The organism is Streptomyces sp. Mut1 (assembly GCF_030719295.1).
In the GTDB taxonomy this organism is placed as follows: domain Bacteria; phylum Actinomycetota; class Actinomycetes; order Streptomycetales; family Streptomycetaceae; genus Streptomyces; species Streptomyces castrisilvae.
Map to the genome: position 1 here is coordinate 1,500,396 of NZ_CP120997.1, position 17,250 is coordinate 1,517,645.

The following is a 17,250-nucleotide window of genomic DNA, read 5'->3' on the forward strand; positions in this document are numbered from 1 at the left end:
CCACCGTCACGACCGCACCCGTGCGGAGCCCTCGGGCCAGACGATCTCGACCCGGATCCCCCGCGCACGGGCGAAGGCGACCAGATGCGCGGTGGCGTCCCGGCCGTCGGAGTGCGAACCGTCCCACACGGCGAACACGGTCCGGCTCTCCTCGACCAGGCGTTCGTCGGCGCCGACACAGGCATCCCGGTCGGCCGGGTCGAAGGCCAGGAGCCGTACCTGTCCGGCCAGGACGAGCAGTTCGCCCGTGGCCCGCCGGTCCCGCTCGGGCACGGGGCCGGGCACCACGCCCTGGGCCGGCAGCAGGACGGCCAGCTTCCGGCCTGCCTCCCGGGCGGCCCGCCCGACCACCAGGGGCAGCCCGGCTCCGGCCCGTACGAAGGCCGCCGCGCCCTCCGCGAGACGTTCCAGCCGCGCTCTCAGCTCGGCCTCCACCAGTTCCAGGGTCCTGTTGCTGAGGTCCCTGTGTCCGACGACCGCGATCACCGCGTTCCCCTCCCGCGCGTCCGTGTCCCGCCCGTCCGGCGGAGCGTGTCGCATGCCCGGGCCCGGCCACCGGAGCCGCCGTCGGACCGGTGCCCAGGCACGCGACACCCGAGTGAACCCAGCGGGGACCCGGCCCGGCTAGGGCCTGTCCGGCGGATCTTCGTGGATCAGCCCGCGGCGTCTGGTGCGTGCTCTCGGCGTGCGCCCGGATCGCCCTCGTACTGGACGTACTTGGGTGATTCGGGCGTGCGGCGAGAGTGCGTGCCAGGCGTCGTGGGCCCGCGAAGATCCGCCGGACAGGCCCTAGGGCCGTTCGGCCCCGGGCCGTTCGGCCCTTCCGCCGGGCGGCGGCACCCGGTGTACTCGGGCGGCAGGCGAGCAGACCGAGGGAGATGAGGCCGCACCATGAGCCACACACGGCATCAGTCGTCCCGGACGTCCGCGCGGGCGCCGGAGCCCGGCCCCCCTCCGGTGCCGGGCTCCGGCGCGCCCCGGCGCACGGTCGAGCTGACGGCCGGTCAGGCGCTGACGCTGCTCGGCGGTGCGCCCCTCGGGCGGATCGTCTTCACCCGGCGGGCGCTGCCCGCGATCCGCCCGGTGAACCACCTGCTGGACGGCGGCCGGATCGTCATCCGGACGCACCACGAATCGGACCTCTTCCGCCAGGTCCGCCGGCACGGCGACGCGGGGGTCGTCGTCGCCTACCAGGCCGACGACATCGATCCGCTGACCCATCTGGGCTGGAGCGTCGTCGCCACGGGGTACTGCCACCCCGTCACCGAACCGGAGGCCCTGCTGCGGTACCGGCGGCTGCTCAGACCCTGGCCGGACCGGCCGGTGGAGGCCGCGGTACGCATCAGCCCCGACCTGGTCAGCGGGGTCCGGCTGACCGGCTGACCGGAGGCGGCTCCGTGGCCCGCGGCGGCCGGCCGCCCCCGCGCCCCGGGGCGAGCGCGCCCAGGGTCAGCAGGAACTGCGCGGCCACATAGGTGAGCATCACCCAGAAGCCGTGGCCCGGCAGCTGCGGCCAGTCCGCGACACCGGTCGCGATCAGCGCGTCGGAGAGCAGGAAGAGGGCCCCGCCGGTCGCCGCGTAGCGGCCGAGGACGCCGGCGCGGTAGGCCATGGCGGTCAGCAGCAGGCTGTAGCCCGCCATCGGCACCCGCAGCCCGCCCGGCAGCCCGTCCCAGAGCAGGGCCACGAAGACGATCAGTACGACGGCGTACCCGATCGCCGGCGGCAGCGCCCCGCGCGCCCGCCCGAACAGCACCAGGTAGCAGACGTGCCCGGCGGCGAATCCGGCCATCCCGACGAGGAAGGCGGGATCGGAGTCGGCGAGCAGGAACACGTCACCGGCCCAGCCGCACAGCAGCGCGGCGGTCAGGAGCCGGGGTCCGCCCCGCGCGACGGCGTACCCGGCGAGCAGCGGCATCAGGAGCGGCTTGGCGGCCAGGTGGAGGGCGTCGGGACCGGTGAGTACGCCGACGAGGTCGGCGGCGCAGGCGATGAGGAAGGCGATGAGCAGGGGCCGTGCGTACCGTTCGCGCCGCTCGGGCGCGGGGCCGCCGCTCATCCGGTGCGCTCCGGGGCCGGAGCGGCGACGGGTGCGGCGGACGCGGGCACGGTACGCGCTCCGGCCGGCTGCCAGCCCGGTCCGCGGAAGACCCGCCCGGCCCGCTCGCCCCAGCTGCCCGCCGCGCGCACGTCACGGGCGATGGCGGCGTACTCGTGGGTGGCGACTCGCAGCGGGTTGTACGTCTCGATGTTCTTGGTGAGCCCGTACACCGGCCGGACCGTCTCCGAGGCGAACGAACCGAACCACCGGTCCCACACGATGAGGATGCCGCCGAAGTTGCGGTCGAGGTAGCCGCCCTGCGAGGCGTGGTGCACCCGGTGGTGGGACGGCGTGTTCAGCACGTACTCGAAGGGCCGGGGCAGTTTCCCGACGCGCTCGGTGTGCACCCAGAACTGGTAGACGAGATTGGCCGACGAGCAGAACGCGAGCGCCGCCGGGTGCACCCCGCACGCGATGAGCGGCAGGTAGAACGGCCAGGAGGTCAGCGAGGTCCAGGGCTGGCGCAGCGCGGTGGAGAGGTTGAACTTCCGGCTGGAGTGGTGGACCACGTGGCACGCCCACAGGATGCGGATGACGTGGTGGCCGCGGTGGGACCAGTAGTAGAAGAAGTCCTGCGCGAGCAGCATCAGCAGGACGGTCCACCACAGGACCGGGACGCGCAGCGGCGTCAGCTCGTACACGGCGGTGTAGACGGCGACGATGGGCACTTTCCACATCAGGTCGAAGACCAGGCTGCCCAGCCCCATCGTGATGCTGGTGGCGGCGTCCTTCGCCTCGTACCCGGCGGCCTCCTCGTCCGGGTGGAAGTGGTGCAGCGCCATTTCCAGGACGGTGAGCAGCACGAAGGCCGGTATGGACCAGAGCACTACGTCGGGCAGGTTCGTCGGCATGCCTGCACCGTAGAGCGGCGTCCGGCCGGGTGCTAGACGTTGTTACCAACAAGTATGTGAGACGTGGTGTCAGCGGTCTTTGGTGAGTTCCGACAGCGGGTGCGCCGCACGGCCGCGCACCGTCAGACCCCGGCCGCCCCCAGCAGGTGCCCCGCCACGTACGTCACGGCCATGGCCACCGCTCCCCCGCCCATGTTCCGCAGCACCGCGGGCCCTGCCGCCGCCTCGCCCAGCCGGGCGCTCCACCAGCCGGTCACGGCCAGCACCGCGAGGACCGACAGCACGGTCACCGGCACCCGCAGGGAGGAGGGCGGCAGCACGATGGCCAGCAGGGGCAGCAGTGCCCCCACCGTGAAGGCGAGGAAACTGGCGCCCGCCGCGTGCCACGGGTTGGTGAGGTCGTCCGGGTCGATGCCCAGCTCGACCTCCGCGTGGGCGCGCAGCGCGTCGCGCTCGGTGAGCTGGACCGCGGCCTCGCGGGCGACCTCACGGCTGAGCCCCTTGCCCTCCAACAGCCCTGTCAGCTCGGCGAGTTCCTCCTCCGGTGTCTCCTGGAGCTCACGCTTCTCGGTCGCCAGCGCCGCCTTCTCCGAGTCGCGCTGGGTGGAGACCGACACGTATTCGCCCGCCGCCATCGACAGGGACCCGGCCAGCAGCCCGGCCAGCCCCGCCGTGAGCAGGGCGCCCCGGTCGTCGGTGGCGCCGGCGACGCCCACGACGAGCCCGGCGGTGGAGACCACACCGTCGTTCGCCCCGAGCACGGCGGCCCGCAGCCAGTTCAGCCGGGCCCCCAGACCGGTCCCGTGGGGTTCGTCGTGCGCCGGGGTTCGCGTCATCCCGGGATGGTCTCACCTCGCGGCGCCGCCGGACGAGTACGGCCCGGGTGACGGTCCGCCAGCGACCGGGGCGGCGGCCGAATAGGGGACTGTCGGTCGTGGCCCGTATTCTCTGTGACCATGCTCGACGACCCGCAGACCGCAGCACCGTGGCCGGCCGCCTACCCGCAGGGGTACGCGGTCGTCGACGTGGAGACCACCGGGCTCGCCCGGGACGACCGGATAGTGTCCGCGGCCGTCTACCGCCTGGACGCGCGGGGCGATGTCGAGGACCACTGGTACACGCTCGTCAATCCGGAGCGCGATCCCGGGCCGGTCTGGATCCATGGACTGACGAGCGACGTGCTGGAGGGCGCCCCGCTCTTCCCCGAGGTCGCCGCCGAATTGTCGGAGCGGCTCGCGGACCGGGTGCTCGTCGCGCACAACGCCGCGTTCGACTGGTCGATGCTGGCGCGGGAGTACGCGCGGGCGTCGGTGACCGCGCCGGTGCGGCAGCGGCTGTGCACCATCGCGCTCGCCAAGGAGCTGCGGCTGCCGCTGGCCAACCACAAGCTGGCGTCATTGGCCGAGCACTTCGGGGTCGTGCAGCAGCACGCGCACCACGCGCTGGACGACGCCCGGGTACTGGCCGAGGCGTTCCGCCCGAGCCTGCACGCGGCGGCGCGGGGCGGGGTGCGGCTGCCGCTGCTGGAGTGCCGGCCACTGACCGAGTGGTCCCACTCACCGGTGACACCGCGGACCGGCTCCTCCTCGTACGGGGGACAGAACAGCTGGCGGCCCTCGCGCAAGCGCCCGGCCTGCCCGTATCCGAATCCGGGGCGGTACGAGAAGGACAAACCGCTCATGCAGGGCATGCGGGTGGCGTTCTCCGGGGACACCTCGGTCGACCGCGAACTGCTGGAGGACCGGGCCGTGGAGGCCGGGCTGCATGTGGCGACCAGCGTGTCCCGGCTGACCAGCCTGCTCGTCACCAACGACCCGGACTCGGCGACGTCGAAGACGGTGAAGGCCAAGTCGTTCGGCACGCCGGTCCTGGACGAGAGCGCCTTCACCCATCTCCTGCGGGATGTCGCCCCGGCCGTCGCGAAGGTGCCGGCCCCGACGCCGTCATCGGAGTGAACCGGGGGCGACTCGCCCGCCCTCCGCTCGCCCGCCGCCGCCCTCGCGTCCCACCCTGTGGCGCATGGCACGTTGTGAGGTCTGCGGAAACGATTACGGGATGTCCTTCGAGGTGCACGCGCAGGGCGCGGTGCACGTCTTCGACTGCTTCGCCTGCGCCATCCACCGCATGGCGCCCATCTGCGAGCACTGCCGGGTCCAGGTCATCGGCCAGGGCGTCGAGGTCGACGGGCACTGGTTCTGCGGCGGGCACTGCGCCCGCGCGGAGGGGAAGGTGGGCATCGTCGACAAGGTCTGAGATCACCCGGTGCCCGCCCCTTCGGCCACCCCCTGCGCGATGCGCCCCACGACCGGTTGTACCGTCGTGGGGTGTACCGCTTCCTGATGACCCGGCAGTGGCTGATCCTCGCCCTCCTCTCCCTCGTCCTCATTCCCACGATGGTCGAGCTGGGTTTCTGGCAGCTGCACCGGCATGAGCACAAGGTCGCGCAGAACGCCCTGATCTCGCGCAATCTGAAGGCGGCCCCGGTTGCCGTCTCCGCGCTCACCTCCCCCGGCCACACCGTTCCGCGCTCCGACTACTGGCGTGCGGTGACGGCCACCGGGACGTACGACGAGAAGCACGAGGTCGTCGTGCGCCGCCGGACGGCGACCGACGGAAGCATCGGCGTCCATGTGCTGATCCCGTTCGACCTCAAGGGCGGCGGCACGGTCCTGATCAACCGCGGCTGGGTCCCCTCCGCCGCCGACCAGCACGCCTTCCCCGACGTACCGCCGGTACCCAGGGGCGAGGTGACCGTCACCGGGCGGCTGAAGGCCGACGAGACGACCAGCGCCAGCGGCATCAAGGACATCTCGGATCTCCCGGACCGCCAGGTGATGCTGATCAACAGCGCCCAGCAGGCCGAACTGCTCTCCCGCCCGGTGCTCGGCGGCTACATCGAGCAGACCGGTCCGGCGCCGGAGAACAACTCCCCCGAGCTGATCGAGTCCCCCGACGACAGCTCCATCGGCCCGCACATGGCGTACGCCGTGCAGTGGTGGCTGTTCGCCGCCGGGGTCCCGGTCGGCTTCGTGGTGCTGGCCCGGCGCGAGAAGCGCGACCGGGTCGCGGCGGCCGCCGCCGCTGCCGCCGCGGCGGAGGACGCGACACCGGAGCCCGAGCCCGCGCAGGCGTGACGCCGGGCTCGCGGGGGGTGACTCCCGCCTCTCCTCACCGGCTGCCTGCTTAACGGGGGCCAGGTTCGGGAAGACGCCAGAACGTGACCCCACGCATCGAGGACTACGCCCTCATCGGCGATCTCCAGACGGCCGCCCTGGTCGGCAAAAACGGTTCTGTCGACTGGCTGTGCCTGCCCCGCTTCGACTCGGGCGCCTGCTTCGCCGCCCTGCTCGGCGACGAGGAGAACGGCCACTGGCGGATCGCCCCCAAGGGCGCGGACACCTGCACCCGGCGTGCCTACGCGGGCGAATCCCTCGTCCTGGAGACGTACTGGGAGACGCGCACCGGCACCGTCAAGGTCATCGACTTCATGCCGCAGCGCGACAGGGAACCGGACGTGATGCGGATCGTCGAGGGGGTCAGCGGCACCGTCGACATGTCCTCGGTGATCCGGCTCCGCTTCGACTTCGGCTCCATCGTGCCGTGGATGCGCCGCTCGGACGGCCACCGGGTGGCGGTCGCGGGACCGGACTCCGCCTGGCTGCGCAGCGAACCGCCGGTCAAGACGTGGGGCCAGCAGTTCTCGACCTGTTCCTCGTTCCGCGTCTCGGCGGGCGAGCGGGTGGCCTTCGTACTGACCTGGCACCCCTCGCACTCGCCCCGCCCCAAGCTCGTCGACCCGTACGAGGCGCTGGAGAACACCCTGTCCGACTGGGCCGAGTGGTCGGCCCGCTGCAAGTACCAGGGGCCCTACCGGGACGCCGTGATCCGCTCGCTGATCACCCTGAAGGCGCTCACCTTCGGCCCGACCGGCGGCATCGTGGCGGCCCCCACCACCTCGCTGCCCGAGGAGATCGGCGGCGTACGGAACTGGGACTACCGCTTCTGCTGGCTGCGCGACTCCACCCTCACCCTCGGCGCGCTGATCTCGGCCGGCTACCTGGAGGAGGCCGCCGCCTGGCGGGACTGGCTGCTGCGCGCGGTCGCCGGCGACCCGGCCGACCTCCAGATCATGTACGGCCTGGCCGGCGAGCGCAGACTGCCCGAGTCCGAGCTGCCGTGGCTGCGCGGCTACGAGAACTCCGGCCCGGTCCGGATCGGCAACGCGGCGGTGCGTCAGCGCCAGCTCGACGTGTACGGGGAGGTCATCGACTCGCTCCGGCTGGCCCGGGACGCGGGTCTCGACGACAAACCGCACGCCTGGAGCCTCCAGCTCAGCCTGCTCGGGTTCCTGGAGTCCACCTGGCGCGAGCCGGACGAGGGGCTGTGGGAGATCCGCGGCCGGCGCCGCCACTTCGTGCACTCCAAGGTGATGGCCTGGGTCGCCGCCGACCGCGCGGTGCGCAGCCTGGAGCAGGACCCCACGCTCTCCGGTGACGCCGACCGCTGGCGCGCGATGCGGGACGCCGTGCACCGGGAGGTCTGCGAGAAGGGCTACGACCCCGTGCGCAACACCTTCACCCAGTCGTACGGCTCACGGGAGCTGGACGCGGCGACGCTCCTGATCGCCAGAACCGGGTTCCTGCCGCCGGACGACCCGCGCGTGGTCGGGACGGTGGACGCCGTACGCGACGAACTGGGCATCGACGGCCTGCTGCGCCGGTACAGCACCGACGGCACCTCGATCGACGGGCTGCCGGGCGGCGAGGGCGCTTTCCTGGCCTGCTCGTTCTGGCTGGCGGACGCGCTGCGGATGACCGGGCGCACCGACGAGGCCACCGCACTCTTCGAACGGCTGCTGGCCCTGCGCAACGACGTGGGCCTGCTCGCCGAGGAGTACGACACCGCGGCCGGGCGCCAGCTGGGCAACTTCCCACAGGCCTTCAGCCACATCGGCCTGGTCGGCACGGCGGTGGCGCTGGCGGCCCAGGCGCAGCCCGCCGAAGCGCGGGCCGCCGAGGACGACGCCGGGGGCGGCACGGCAGGATAGGGCCATGGATCTTGGACTGAAGGACCGTGTGTACATCGTCACCGGAGCGACGCGCGGCCTCGGCTACGCCACCGCGCGCGCCCTGGTGGCGGACGGCGCGAAGGTGATCATCACCGGCCGGGACGCGCAGCGCGCCGAGGCGGCCGCCGCCGAGCTGGGCCCGGCCGCCGTCGGGCTCGCCGCCGACAACGCCGACCCCGCGTCCGCAGGGCGGCTGGTGGCGGCCGCGCGGGAGGGGCTCGGCCGGCTCGACGGCATCCTCATCAGCGTCGGCGGCCCGCCGCCCGGCGGCATCGCGGACAACACCGACGAGCAGTGGCAGTCCGCCTTCGACTCGGTCTTCCTCGGCGCGGTACGGCTGGCCAGGTCGGCGGCCGCGGCGCTCGGCGAGGGCGGCGTCATCGGCTTCGTGCTCTCCGGCTCCGTCCACGAGCCGATCGGCGGGCTGACCATCTCCAACGGGCTGCGCCCCGGTCTGGCCGGGGTCGCCAAGTCGATGGCCGACGAGCTCGGCCCGCGCGGCATCCGGGTGGTGGGGCTGCTGCCGGCCCGGATCGACACGGACCGGGTGCGGGAGCTGGACGCGCTCTCGGGCGACGCGGAGGCCTCGCGTACCGCCAACGAGGCGTGCATCCCGCTGCGCCGCTACGGCACCACCGAGGAGTTCGGCCGCACCGCGGCCTTCCTGCTCTCCCCCGCCGCCTCGTATCTGACGGGCATCATGGTGCCGGTCGACGGCGGGTACCGGCACGGCTTCTGAGCCCGCGCACGGCGGCGCGGGCCCCGCAGCCGGGAGCCCGCGCCGCCGCACCGTCCGTCAGGTGACCCGTTCGGCCCGGTGCTTGACGGCCTTCAGCCGCACCTCGGCGGGCAGCCGCTCAAGGCCCGCGGAGTTCCGGGCGTGGGCCAGTGCCTCGTCGCTCAGCCGGTCCAGGGTCTCGTCCGGCGCGGCGTGCGGCTCCATCAGCAGCCGGATCCTCGCGGCCGGGGTGCTGCGCTTGCCGGTCAGCGTGACATTGGCGCGGGACACCCCGTCCAGGGCGCCCGTCTCCGCGGCGAGCGCGCCCTCCAGGGCCCGGCCGCGCAGCAGGGCGCCTTCGCCGTCGCCGCTTTCCACCAGCACCTCGGACAGCCGGGAGCGGCGCAGCTGGGCCAGCAGCCACCACAGGGCGAGGACCACGAGGACGGCGAGGACCGCGATCACCGTCGGCCACCACCAGCCCTCGGAGCGCCAGCGGTCCCGGTCCGCTTCGCTGAGCAGCACATCGTGTTTGCCGTACCAGGGCCACCAGGACGGTACGGACAGACCGGTCGCGGCGGCCAGGACGCCGCCGCCGACACAGATCAGTACCAGCCCGGCAAGGCCCAGCAGCACCCGGTTGACGGTCCTGAGCACGCCGTTCACCCCTTCTTCGCCGGCCGGCGGACATGGACCGACAGGCTCGGCTGCCTGGCGAGTCCCAGCTCTCCGATGCCCGTGGAGAGCGCGGTGTCCAGATCGGCCCGTACGTCGTCGAGTTCACGGAAGTGCGACACGGCGCGCACTCCCACCTTGCCGCGGCCCATCCGGACCCGGACCGACTGCACACCCGCGACCTCGACGGCCCGGTCCCGCAGGACCATGGCGGCCGCCGTCCGGTCGAGCGCGGCGCGCACGTCGGGCTGTTCGCGGCGCATCGGCAGCAGGTCGCGCAGCCCGGGGGTCAGCGCGAGGAGCAGCAGCCAGAGGCCGAGGGCCGCGGCGACGGACGCGCCGGTCAGCACCCAGACGTCGTCGAGCCGCCGATGGGCGAGTTCGTCGGCCAGCGAGCGGCGCCACTGCATCGCCGGATGGCCGGCCCGGACCGCCGACACGTCGTAGAGGAGCAGACCGCAGGCGCCGAGGGTCACCAGGGCGACGATGCCCGCCGGGATGCGGCGGCCCGACCAGAAGCGGCCCGCGTGGCCTCCGGTGCGTTCCTTGCCGGGCGCCGGGTCGTACGCCGCCGAGGAGGCGGACTGGTCGAGCGCGAGGACGTCGCCGTGTTCCACCGCGCCGTCGGTGGACGGGCGCCGCGTGCCGTCGTCCGGGTCATGGGGCTCGGTCATCGGATCCTCCCCTGTGCCGCGAGGCTCGCTCCTGAGGGGTGCAGGCGTTCGACCTGTACGGCCACTTCGGGCACCTCCATCCCCGCCAACGCCTTTACCCGCTCGGTGACCCGCCGACGCACGGCACCGCACTGCCGGCCGATGTCGCCGGGGTATCCCAGCTCCAGACTCACCCGTACGCGGGCGGTGTCACGGTGCACGGTGACCGTGGCGTGCGGCGTCGCCGCGTCATCGGGCGGCGTGTCGACCGCTTCCTTCGCCGCCTGCGCGGCGATCTTCGCGACCACCCGGTCGGCGATCCGCGTTTCTCCCCGTTGCCCCGCCTCGACCGGGCCGCTCGCCCCCGACAACGCCGTCACCGCCGTCGGTCGCCGCGCTCGCGACTCCGGAAGAAGTCGCCGGGTTCCAGGTCGCCGTCGAGGAACCGGCCGGCGATGAAGCCGATCGCTCCGAGGGCGGCCACCAACAGGAAGGCTCCGAACCCGCCGAAGTACCCGGCGAACCCGAGCGCCATGCCGGCCAACAGGCCGACCACAGCCATGCTCATCGTGTGCTCCTCAACTGCTGTGGGCGCATGGGCTACTGGACGCGCGACTCGGAATCGTCGTCATCGTCGTCCTCGTCGGGCAGCTTCACGTCGCTGACCGCGATGTTCACCTCGACGACCTCAAGGCCCGTCATGCGCTCGACGGCCGAGATCACGTTCTCCCGTACATCGCGGGCGACATCGGCGATCGACACGCCGTAGTCCACGACGATCTCCAGGTCCAGGGCGGTCTGGGACTCGCCGACCTCGGCCTTGACCCCGCGGGTGACGGACTTGGTGCCGCCGGGGACCCGGTCGCGGACCGCGCCGAAGGTCCGCGACAGGCCGCTGCCCATCGCGTGCACCCCGAAGACGTCACGGGCCGCCATTCCGGCGATCTTCTCGACGACTCCGTCGGCGATCGTGGTACGGCCGCGGCCGCCGGGGTCCCCCCCACCACGCTTGGTCAGGCTGCTGCCGCCGGACCCGTTGTTGTCGGGGTTCTCGGGCCGGTTCCGCTGTGGGGTCTCGGTCATCGCCGTTCTTCCCTTCGGAGGAGGTTTGACTTCCTTGCACACATTAAGTGCGCTTGCCCCGACTCGCGCCGTGGATGCGGCAGTCTGGTGGCCATGACGACGGCTGACAGCCCGAACAGGGCCCATGCGTGGACGGCTGCGGTACGGCAACGGCTCTCTCTGGGCCGGCTGCTTCCTCTGGGCGGTCCGGCGGACGGCGCCTGGATCTCGGAGCGGGCCGCCGCCGCGGTGCTGCGGCAGGCGGTGACCGGTCCGGCGCCCGGACCGGTCATCGGCGAGCTGCGGATCTCCGTGGCCGACCCGGAATCGGCGCCCGCCGCCCAGGTGCCCCCACCCCCGAGCGCGCTGCCGCCGGGTCCTCTACGAATCGAGGCGACGATGACCGCGACGGCCGACCAGCCCCTGCCCGCAGCCGCCGACGCACTGCGCGCGGCCCTCCTCTCGGCCGCCGCGCGGCGGCTCGGTCTGGTGGTCTCCGAGGTGGACCTGCGGGTGACCGGCCTGCTCGACGCCTCGGCCGAACGGGTCGAACCGGAGCCCGTGGAGGTGCGCCCGGCGCCGGCGGAAGACGCGGCGGGCCGTGCGGCCGAAGGGGTGAGCGGTGTGGCGGCGCTGACCGGTGTGCTGGGCGACGCGGTGCACACGGGTGCGGATCAGGTGCGGGTCGAGCTGGCGACGCGGAGCGGTCACCGGGCGCTCGACGTGGCGCTGGCGGTACGGGAGGCGGTGGCGGACGCGGTCGAGGGGCGCCCGCCGGTCGCGGTGCTGGTCACCGCGGTGACCGGGGAGGACCCGGCCGGCTGACGGAGGCGTACCGCGTCCGGCCGGCCGGTGCTCCCGGGACATGTCTCAGTCGAGGGCGCCGGCCAGGTCGCGGAGCCGGCGGCCCTGGGCGGCCCGCTCGGCGGCGCGCTGCTCGTCGTAGGTGCGCGAGACGGCCCCGCCCAGCAGCGCCTTGGTCTCGATGACGGCGTCGCGCGGGGCGGCCAGCAGGGCGCCGGCCAGGTCGCGGGCGGCGCCTTCGAGCTCGGCAGCGGGCACGACGAGGTTGGCCAGGCCGGTGCGCTCGGCCTCGGCGGCGTGGACGTAGCGGCCGGTGGCGCAGATTTCGAGCGCGCGCGCATAGCCCACGAGGTGGACGAGGGGGTGCGTGCCGGTGAGATCGGGCACCAGCCCGAGGCTCGTCTCACGCATGGCGAACTGCACGTCGTCGGCGACGATGCGCAGGTCGCAGGAGAGGGCGAGCTGGAAGCCCGCGCCGATGGCGTGGCCCTGGACGGCCGCGATCGACACGAGGTCGTTGCGGCGCCACCAGGTGAACGCCTCCTGGTACTCGGCGATCAGTGCGTCGAGCTCGGACTCCGGGCCGCGCCCCATGTCGAGGAGGGACGGCTCGCCGTCGAATCCCTCGGGGGTGAACGCCTGGCGGTCGAGCCCGGCGGAGAACGACACGCCTTCGCCGCGCAGCACGACGACCCGCACACTGCCGGGCAGGGCCCGTCCGGCCTCGGTCAACGCCCGCCACAGAGCGGGGGACTGAGCGTTGCGCTTGGCCGGGTTGGTGAGGGTCACCGTGGCTATCGCGTCATCGACGGTGAGTCGTACGCCATCCTTGTCGAGCACGGAGTCGAGCGAGGTCATGGGGAGCCTCCGGATCGGGTGCAGTCAGCACATGGAGCTAAGTGACTGAACAGTAACCACCTGATCGACCATACGGTCGACCGGGTGGCGGCACCCGGAACCGGTGAGCCCCGGAGCCGTCCTGGGACGCACCCCGGTCCGCGGCCGGCCGTCAGGCCGTCGCGGCCTTCTTGCCTCGTGTCGCGCCGCCGCGTCCTCGCAGCGTCACTCCGGACTCGCTGAGCATCCGGTGGACGAATCCGTAGGAGCGGCCCGTTTCCTCGGCCAGCGCCCGGATGCTCGCACCGGAGTCGTACTTCTTCTTCAGGTCTGCCGCGAGCTTGTCGCGCGCGGCGCCGGTCACCCGGCTGCCCTTCTTCAGAGTCTCGGCCACCCGTGCCTCCTCATGGGAAGTGCGCTCTGGACTCTCATGATCACCCCTCGGGCGCTTCCTGGCCACCCATTCGGCAAGGTCTCTGCGACCGGATTCACGCCCCGGCAGCGCGCCGGAGCGACCGGAATCCAGAATTCCACCGAGCCTCGGAAGGCCTCCTGGCCGCCGCTCGGAAGGAACGTCCAGGTCAGGGGCCGCAAGGGAAGGACCGCCGAAATGACTGCGCCCGGCAGCTATCTGCCGGGCGCCGCGCCGAGGTACGAGACGTACTCACGCAGATGATGGATCACGTGTAGGCCGAATGATCCAGTGCGGGGGGATCAGGCCAGTGCGACCAGGTCCCGGTAGTCCGCGCCCCACAGGTCCTCGATCCCGTCCGGGAGCAGGATGATCCGCTCGGGCTGGAGGGCCTCGACGGCTCCCTCGTCGTGCGTGACGAGAACGACCGCGCCCTTGTACGTGCGCAGCGCGCCGAGGATCTCCTCGCGGCTGGCCGGGTCGAGGTTGTTGGTGGGCTCGTCGAGCAGGAGGACGTTGGCCGACGAGACCACGAGGGTCGCCAGGGCCAGCCGGGTCTTCTCGCCGCCGGAGAGCACGCCGGCGGGCTTGTCCACGTCGTCGCCGGAGAAGAGGAACGAGCCGAGCGTCTTGCGGACCGCGACCAGGTCGAGGTCGGGCGCTGCGGAGCGCATGTTCTCCAGGACGGTGCGGTCGGGGTCCAGGGTCTCGTGCTCCTGGGCGTAGTAGCCGAGCTTGAGCCCGTGGCCCTGGATGATCCGGCCGGTGTTGGGCTGTTCGGCGCCGCCGAGCAGCCGGAGCAGGGTCGTCTTGCCGGCGCCGTTGAGGCCGAGGATGACGACGCGGGAGCCCTTGTCGATCGCGAGGTCGACGTCGGTGAAGATCTCCAGCGACCCGTACGACTTGGACAAACCCTCTGCCATCAGGGGCGTCTTGCCGCACGGCGAGGGGTCGGGGAAGCGCAGCTTGGCGACCTTGTCGGCGACCCGGACGCTCTCCAGGCCGGACAGCAGCCGGTCGGCGCGCTTGGCCATGTTCTGCGCGGCGACGGTCTTGGTGGCCTTGGCGCGCATCTTGTCGGCCTGCGCGTTGAGGGTGGCGGCCTTCTTCTCGGCGTTCTGCCGCTCGCGCTTGCGGCGCTTCTCGTCGGCCTCGCGCTGCTGCTGGTAGAGCTTCCAGCCCATGTTGTAGACGTCGATCTGCGAGCGGTTGGCGTCGAGGTAGAAGACCTTGTTGACGACCGTCTCGACCAGTTCTTCGTCGTGGGAGATCACGATGAAGCCGCCGCGGTAGTTCCTGAGGTAGTCGCGCAGCCAGACGATGGAGTCCGCGTCGAGGTGGTTGGTGGGCTCGTCCAGGAGCAGGGTGTCGGCGTCCGAGAAGAGGATGCGGGCCAGCTCCACGCGGCGGCGCTGACCGCCCGAGAGGGTGTGCAGCGGCTGGCCGAGCACCCGGTCGGGCAGGCTGAGCGCGGCGGCGATGGTGGCGGCCTCGGCCTCGGCGGCGTACCCGCCCTTGGTGAGGAACTCCGTCTCCAGGCGCTCGTACTTCTTCATCGCCTTCTCGCGGGTGGCGCCCTTGCCGTTCGCCATCCGGTCCTCGTTCTCCCGCATCCTGCGCAGGATCTCGTCGAGGCCGCGGGCGGACAGGACCCGGTCCCTGGCCAGCACGTCGAGGTCGCCGGTGCGCGGGTCCTGCGGGAGGTAGCCGACCTCGCCGGAGCGGCTGATGGTGCCGGCGGCGGGGGTGCCCTCGCCCGCGAGGCACTTGGTGAGGGTGGTCTTGCCCGCCCCGTTGCGGCCGACGAGGCCGATGCGGTCGCCCTTGGCGATGCGGAAGGTGGCGGATTCGATGAGCAGACGGGCGCCGACGCGCAGCTCGATGCCGGAAGCGGTGATCACGGGGAAGAACTCCAGGGCGGAATGGACGGCGGAGGAACGGCTAGCGGTTCACGACTCGACGCCGTTACTCACGCACACGCACAAGGAGAATTGCCATGGGGACCAGTCTACTGGCGGTGTCCAACGACTTTTCCGCGTGCTCCGGGCGGCCGGGCCGCGCGGAGCACGCCCCCGGGCCCCCGCGCCGGGGCGACGTTGTCAGTGCCCGGTGCCAGACTGAGACGCGGATCACAACCGGGCGCTCCGGCGGCCCGGAGCACAGGCGTACGGAAAGGGGCCGATCACGATGGCGGACGCGGGAACAGGCGTGGCGACGGTGTATCCGACGATCCTCTACGACGACGCGAAGGCCGCGATCAGGACGCTGACCGAAGCCCTCGGCTTCACCGAGGAAGCGGTGTACGAGGGCGAGGACGGCTCGGTGGCGCACGCGGAGCTGTCCTGCGGCAACGGCAGGGTGATGCTGGGCTCGCGGGGCCGCGAGGGGGTCTTCGCCGAGGCGATGGCGGGAGCGGGCCCGGCCGGCGTCTACGTGGTGGTCGACGAGGTCGACGCACACCACGCGCGGGCCGTGGAGCACGGAGTGGAGATCCTGATGCCGCCCACCGACCAGGACTACGGCTCCCGGGACTACATGGCGCGCGACGCGGAGGGCAACGTGTGGAGCTTCGGGACGTACGCCCCGGGGGCGGCGGGCTGAGCCCGCCCCCGGGCCGGAGGGACGGGCGGCGCGGTCAGGCTCCCCCGGTGTGCACCTGGAACGCCGCTTTGCGGACCGCTTTGGCGAGCGCCGGGTCGGGGTGCGCCGCGGCCAGCGCGACGAGCACCTGGACGGTGCGCGGGTGGCCGACGGCCCGCACCTCGTCCAGCAGGGCCGGGACGGTGCCCTGCACGGCCGTGTCGAGGTGGCGCACCAGGAGCCCCGTCTCGCCGTGGTCGGCGACGGCCGCGGCGGTGTCGACCCAGAGCCAGGTGGCCTCCTCGCGGCTGAGGACCTCCTGCGCGTCCTCCGGGTCCGCTCCGTCGTACTCGGCGAGCCAGAGCAGGGCGTAGGGGCGCAGCGACGGGTCGGTGGCCACGGCCCGGACCTCGGGTTCGGCGGGGGCGCCGACGACGCGGAGCGCCTCGAAGGCGAGTCCGCGCAGCAGCGCGTCCTCGCCCCGGGCGACGCCGAGCAGTTCGGCGACGGCGCTGCCGACCGGGCGGGCGGCCAGCCAGGCCCGGTATTCGGCGCGGGCGGGTCCGGGGGTGAGGCGGGCGCAGCCGAGCAGCATGTCGGCGGCGGCCTGCTCGATGTTGCCCGCGGGGCTCTGGGCGGCGACGCAGATCTGCTCCAGCTTGACCCAGACCGCCCAGTTGCCGAGCGGTGTCAGGGTGGCCTGCCCGGCGCCGAGCGTGAGCGCCCCGACGGCGGCCAGCCCTTCCAGGGCCCAGTCCAGCAGGAGGGCGACGAGCTCCGGGGAGTGGGCGGTGGGCACGGATTCGGCGGGGGCGGGCAGCGGCTGGGGGCCGTACGGCACCTCGCAGCGCTCCTCGTGGAGTTCCGCGACGCGCTGGCCGAGGAGGTCGAGCAGGGCGGGCACGGTGACCGGGCCCGCCGAGAGCTGGAGCAGCGAGAGCACCTGGGGCACGGCCTCGACGGCCTCGGCGACGGCGGTGGACTCGATGTCCCGGGGCGCGGGGTGGACGAGCGACCAGGCGTCGAAGAGGGCGACCCAGCCGCGGAGCACCGCGGAGTCGTCCCGGTCCCAGGCGCGCAGCCGCCAGCCGGGCCGTGCGGTGTCGCCGTGCAGTTCCACCAGGCCGGCGAGGCGGGCCCGGTCCCAGCCCGAGCGCACCTGGGCCGGGGACAGCTCCAGCGCGGCGGCCGCGTGCTCCAGGGCCTGGGCGGCCAGCGGCGGGCCGCCGGGTCCCGCCCCGTCGGCCGCCCAGCGGGCGATCCGTACGGCGTCGGCGAGGGCCTTCCTGGCCTGGCGGGCCAGTTCCGCCCGGGGCGGTGTGCCCTCGGGCGGGCGCGGCGCGGGCCTGGTGCGCCGGGTCGTCACGGCCTTGCGAGCGGTGGCGAGGGGTCGCGGGCGGACAAGTCGCAGCCTGGAGTCGCGCGGGGTACGGGACGTCACGGGGAGCAGTCTTGCCCCTGTCGGCCCGAAAGCCCAAACGGAACCCGG

Annotated in this window: 21 protein-coding genes; 8 read left to right on the forward strand and 13 right to left on the reverse strand. The window is 73.1% G+C overall.

What is annotated here, in order from left to right; all coding sequences use genetic code 11:
* Window positions 1-6 precede the first annotated feature (6 nt).
* Complete coding sequence (locus P8A18_RS06260; RefSeq protein WP_306060709.1) at window positions 7-486, reverse strand: hypothetical protein; 480 nt, start codon at window positions 484-486, stop codon at window positions 7-9.
* Between the two features lie 405 nt (window positions 487-891).
* Between P8A18_RS06260 and P8A18_RS06265 the strand changes: the two genes are divergently transcribed.
* The gene (locus tag P8A18_RS06265; RefSeq protein ID WP_306052488.1) at window positions 892-1,383 is read left to right on the forward strand and encodes a pyridoxamine 5'-phosphate oxidase family protein; all 492 of its coding nucleotides are present in this window, start codon (window positions 892-894) and stop codon (window positions 1,381-1,383) included.
* On the opposite strand, the gene P8A18_RS06270 is transcribed toward P8A18_RS06265, so the two are convergent.
* The 3 genes from P8A18_RS06270 to P8A18_RS06280 all read right to left on the reverse strand — a co-directional run bounded on the left by P8A18_RS06270 (window position 1,358) and on the right by P8A18_RS06280 (window position 3,788).
* Entirely contained in the window at window positions 1,358-2,059 is a 702-nt protein-coding gene (locus P8A18_RS06270; protein WP_306052490.1) for a lysoplasmalogenase, read from the reverse strand. The genes P8A18_RS06265 and P8A18_RS06270 overlap by 26 nt on opposite strands.
* Window positions 2,056-2,952 (reverse strand): sterol desaturase family protein, encoded by an 897-nt coding sequence (locus P8A18_RS06275; protein ID WP_306052492.1) that lies wholly within the window; start codon window positions 2,950-2,952, stop codon window positions 2,056-2,058. The genes P8A18_RS06270 and P8A18_RS06275 overlap by 4 nt, the downstream gene beginning before the upstream one ends.
* 122 nt (window positions 2,953-3,074) lie before the next feature.
* The gene (locus P8A18_RS06280) at window positions 3,075-3,788 is read right to left on the reverse strand and encodes a VIT1/CCC1 transporter family protein (protein ID WP_306052494.1); all 714 of its coding nucleotides are present in this window, start codon (window positions 3,786-3,788) and stop codon (window positions 3,075-3,077) included.
* Window positions 3,789-3,902: 114 nt separating this feature from the next.
* Here P8A18_RS06280 and P8A18_RS06285 point away from each other — a divergent pair, with 114 nt between their 5' ends.
* The 5 genes from P8A18_RS06285 to P8A18_RS06305 all read left to right on the forward strand — a co-directional run bounded on the left by P8A18_RS06285 (window position 3,903) and on the right by P8A18_RS06305 (window position 8,759).
* A complete protein-coding gene (locus P8A18_RS06285) occupies window positions 3,903-4,907 on the forward strand; it encodes a DEDDh family exonuclease (protein ID WP_306052496.1) in 1,005 nt (334 codons plus the stop codon).
* A 64-nt stretch (window positions 4,908-4,971) separates the two neighbouring features.
* Entirely contained in the window at window positions 4,972-5,205 is a 234-nt protein-coding gene (locus P8A18_RS06290) for a metallothionein (protein ID WP_026249933.1), read from the forward strand.
* A 71-nt stretch (window positions 5,206-5,276) separates the two neighbouring features.
* Window positions 5,277-6,086 (forward strand): SURF1 family cytochrome oxidase biogenesis protein, encoded by an 810-nt coding sequence (locus P8A18_RS06295; protein ID WP_306052498.1) that lies wholly within the window; start codon window positions 5,277-5,279, stop codon window positions 6,084-6,086.
* An 83-nt stretch (window positions 6,087-6,169) separates the two neighbouring features.
* A complete protein-coding gene (locus P8A18_RS06300; protein WP_306052500.1) occupies window positions 6,170-7,999 on the forward strand; it encodes a glycoside hydrolase family 15 protein in 1,830 nt (609 codons plus the stop codon).
* Window positions 8,000-8,003: 4 nt separating this feature from the next.
* Entirely contained in the window at window positions 8,004-8,759 is a 756-nt protein-coding gene (locus P8A18_RS06305) for an SDR family oxidoreductase (protein WP_306052503.1), read from the forward strand.
* A 57-nt stretch (window positions 8,760-8,816) separates the two neighbouring features.
* Here P8A18_RS06305 and amaP read toward each other — a convergent pair whose 3' ends face one another.
* Genes amaP through P8A18_RS06330 form a run of 5 tightly spaced genes read right to left on the reverse strand, consistent with a single transcriptional unit; the run spans window position 8,817 to window position 11,149 of the window.
* Window positions 8,817-9,404, reverse strand: coding sequence for an alkaline shock response membrane anchor protein AmaP (gene amaP, locus P8A18_RS06310; protein WP_306052505.1), 588 nt, complete (start codon window positions 9,402-9,404; stop codon window positions 8,817-8,819).
* Window positions 9,401-10,087 (reverse strand): DUF6286 domain-containing protein, encoded by a 687-nt coding sequence (locus P8A18_RS06315; RefSeq protein WP_306052507.1) that lies wholly within the window; start codon window positions 10,085-10,087, stop codon window positions 9,401-9,403. Before P8A18_RS06315 ends, amaP begins: the two co-directional genes overlap by 4 nt.
* Entirely contained in the window at window positions 10,084-10,446 is a 363-nt protein-coding gene (locus P8A18_RS06320; protein WP_371933643.1) for an Asp23/Gls24 family envelope stress response protein, read from the reverse strand. Before P8A18_RS06320 ends, P8A18_RS06315 begins: the two co-directional genes overlap by 4 nt.
* Entirely contained in the window at window positions 10,443-10,634 is a 192-nt protein-coding gene (locus tag P8A18_RS06325; protein ID WP_018553336.1) for a hypothetical protein, read from the reverse strand. The genes P8A18_RS06320 and P8A18_RS06325 overlap by 4 nt, the downstream gene beginning before the upstream one ends.
* 32 nt (window positions 10,635-10,666) lie before the next feature.
* Window positions 10,667-11,149, reverse strand: coding sequence for an Asp23/Gls24 family envelope stress response protein (locus tag P8A18_RS06330; protein WP_018553335.1), 483 nt, complete (start codon window positions 11,147-11,149; stop codon window positions 10,667-10,669).
* 93 nt (window positions 11,150-11,242) lie between these two features.
* On the opposite strand from P8A18_RS06330, the gene P8A18_RS06335 reads away from it, so the two are divergent.
* A complete protein-coding gene (locus P8A18_RS06335; protein WP_306052510.1) occupies window positions 11,243-11,953 on the forward strand; it encodes an Asp23/Gls24 family envelope stress response protein in 711 nt (236 codons plus the stop codon).
* A gap of 45 nt (window positions 11,954-11,998) precedes the next feature.
* Here the strand turns inward: P8A18_RS06335 and P8A18_RS06340 are convergent, their stop codons facing one another.
* The 3 genes from P8A18_RS06340 to P8A18_RS06350 form a co-directional block, all read right to left on the reverse strand.
* A complete protein-coding gene (locus tag P8A18_RS06340) occupies window positions 11,999-12,790 on the reverse strand; it encodes an enoyl-CoA hydratase/isomerase family protein (RefSeq protein ID WP_306052512.1) in 792 nt (263 codons plus the stop codon).
* Window positions 12,791-12,941: 151 nt separating this feature from the next.
* On the reverse strand, window positions 12,942-13,163 hold the full coding sequence (locus P8A18_RS06345; RefSeq protein ID WP_018518904.1) for a helix-turn-helix domain-containing protein: 222 nt from the start codon (window positions 13,161-13,163) through the stop codon (window positions 12,942-12,944).
* A gap of 320 nt (window positions 13,164-13,483) precedes the next feature.
* Window positions 13,484-15,082: an ABC-F family ATP-binding cassette domain-containing protein gene (locus P8A18_RS06350; protein WP_018553332.1), complete on the reverse strand. Its 1,599-nt coding sequence runs from the start codon at window positions 15,080-15,082 to the stop codon at window positions 13,484-13,486.
* 286 nt (window positions 15,083-15,368) lie between these two features.
* On the opposite strand from P8A18_RS06350, the gene P8A18_RS06355 reads away from it, so the two are divergent.
* The gene (locus P8A18_RS06355; RefSeq protein ID WP_306052523.1) at window positions 15,369-15,782 is read left to right on the forward strand and encodes a VOC family protein; all 414 of its coding nucleotides are present in this window, start codon (window positions 15,369-15,371) and stop codon (window positions 15,780-15,782) included.
* Window positions 15,783-15,816: 34 nt separating this feature from the next.
* Here P8A18_RS06355 and P8A18_RS06360 read toward each other — a convergent pair whose 3' ends face one another.
* Complete coding sequence (locus tag P8A18_RS06360; protein ID WP_306060713.1) at window positions 15,817-17,127, reverse strand: hypothetical protein; 1,311 nt, start codon at window positions 17,125-17,127, stop codon at window positions 15,817-15,819.
* Between the last annotated feature and the right edge of the window lie 123 nt (window positions 17,128-17,250).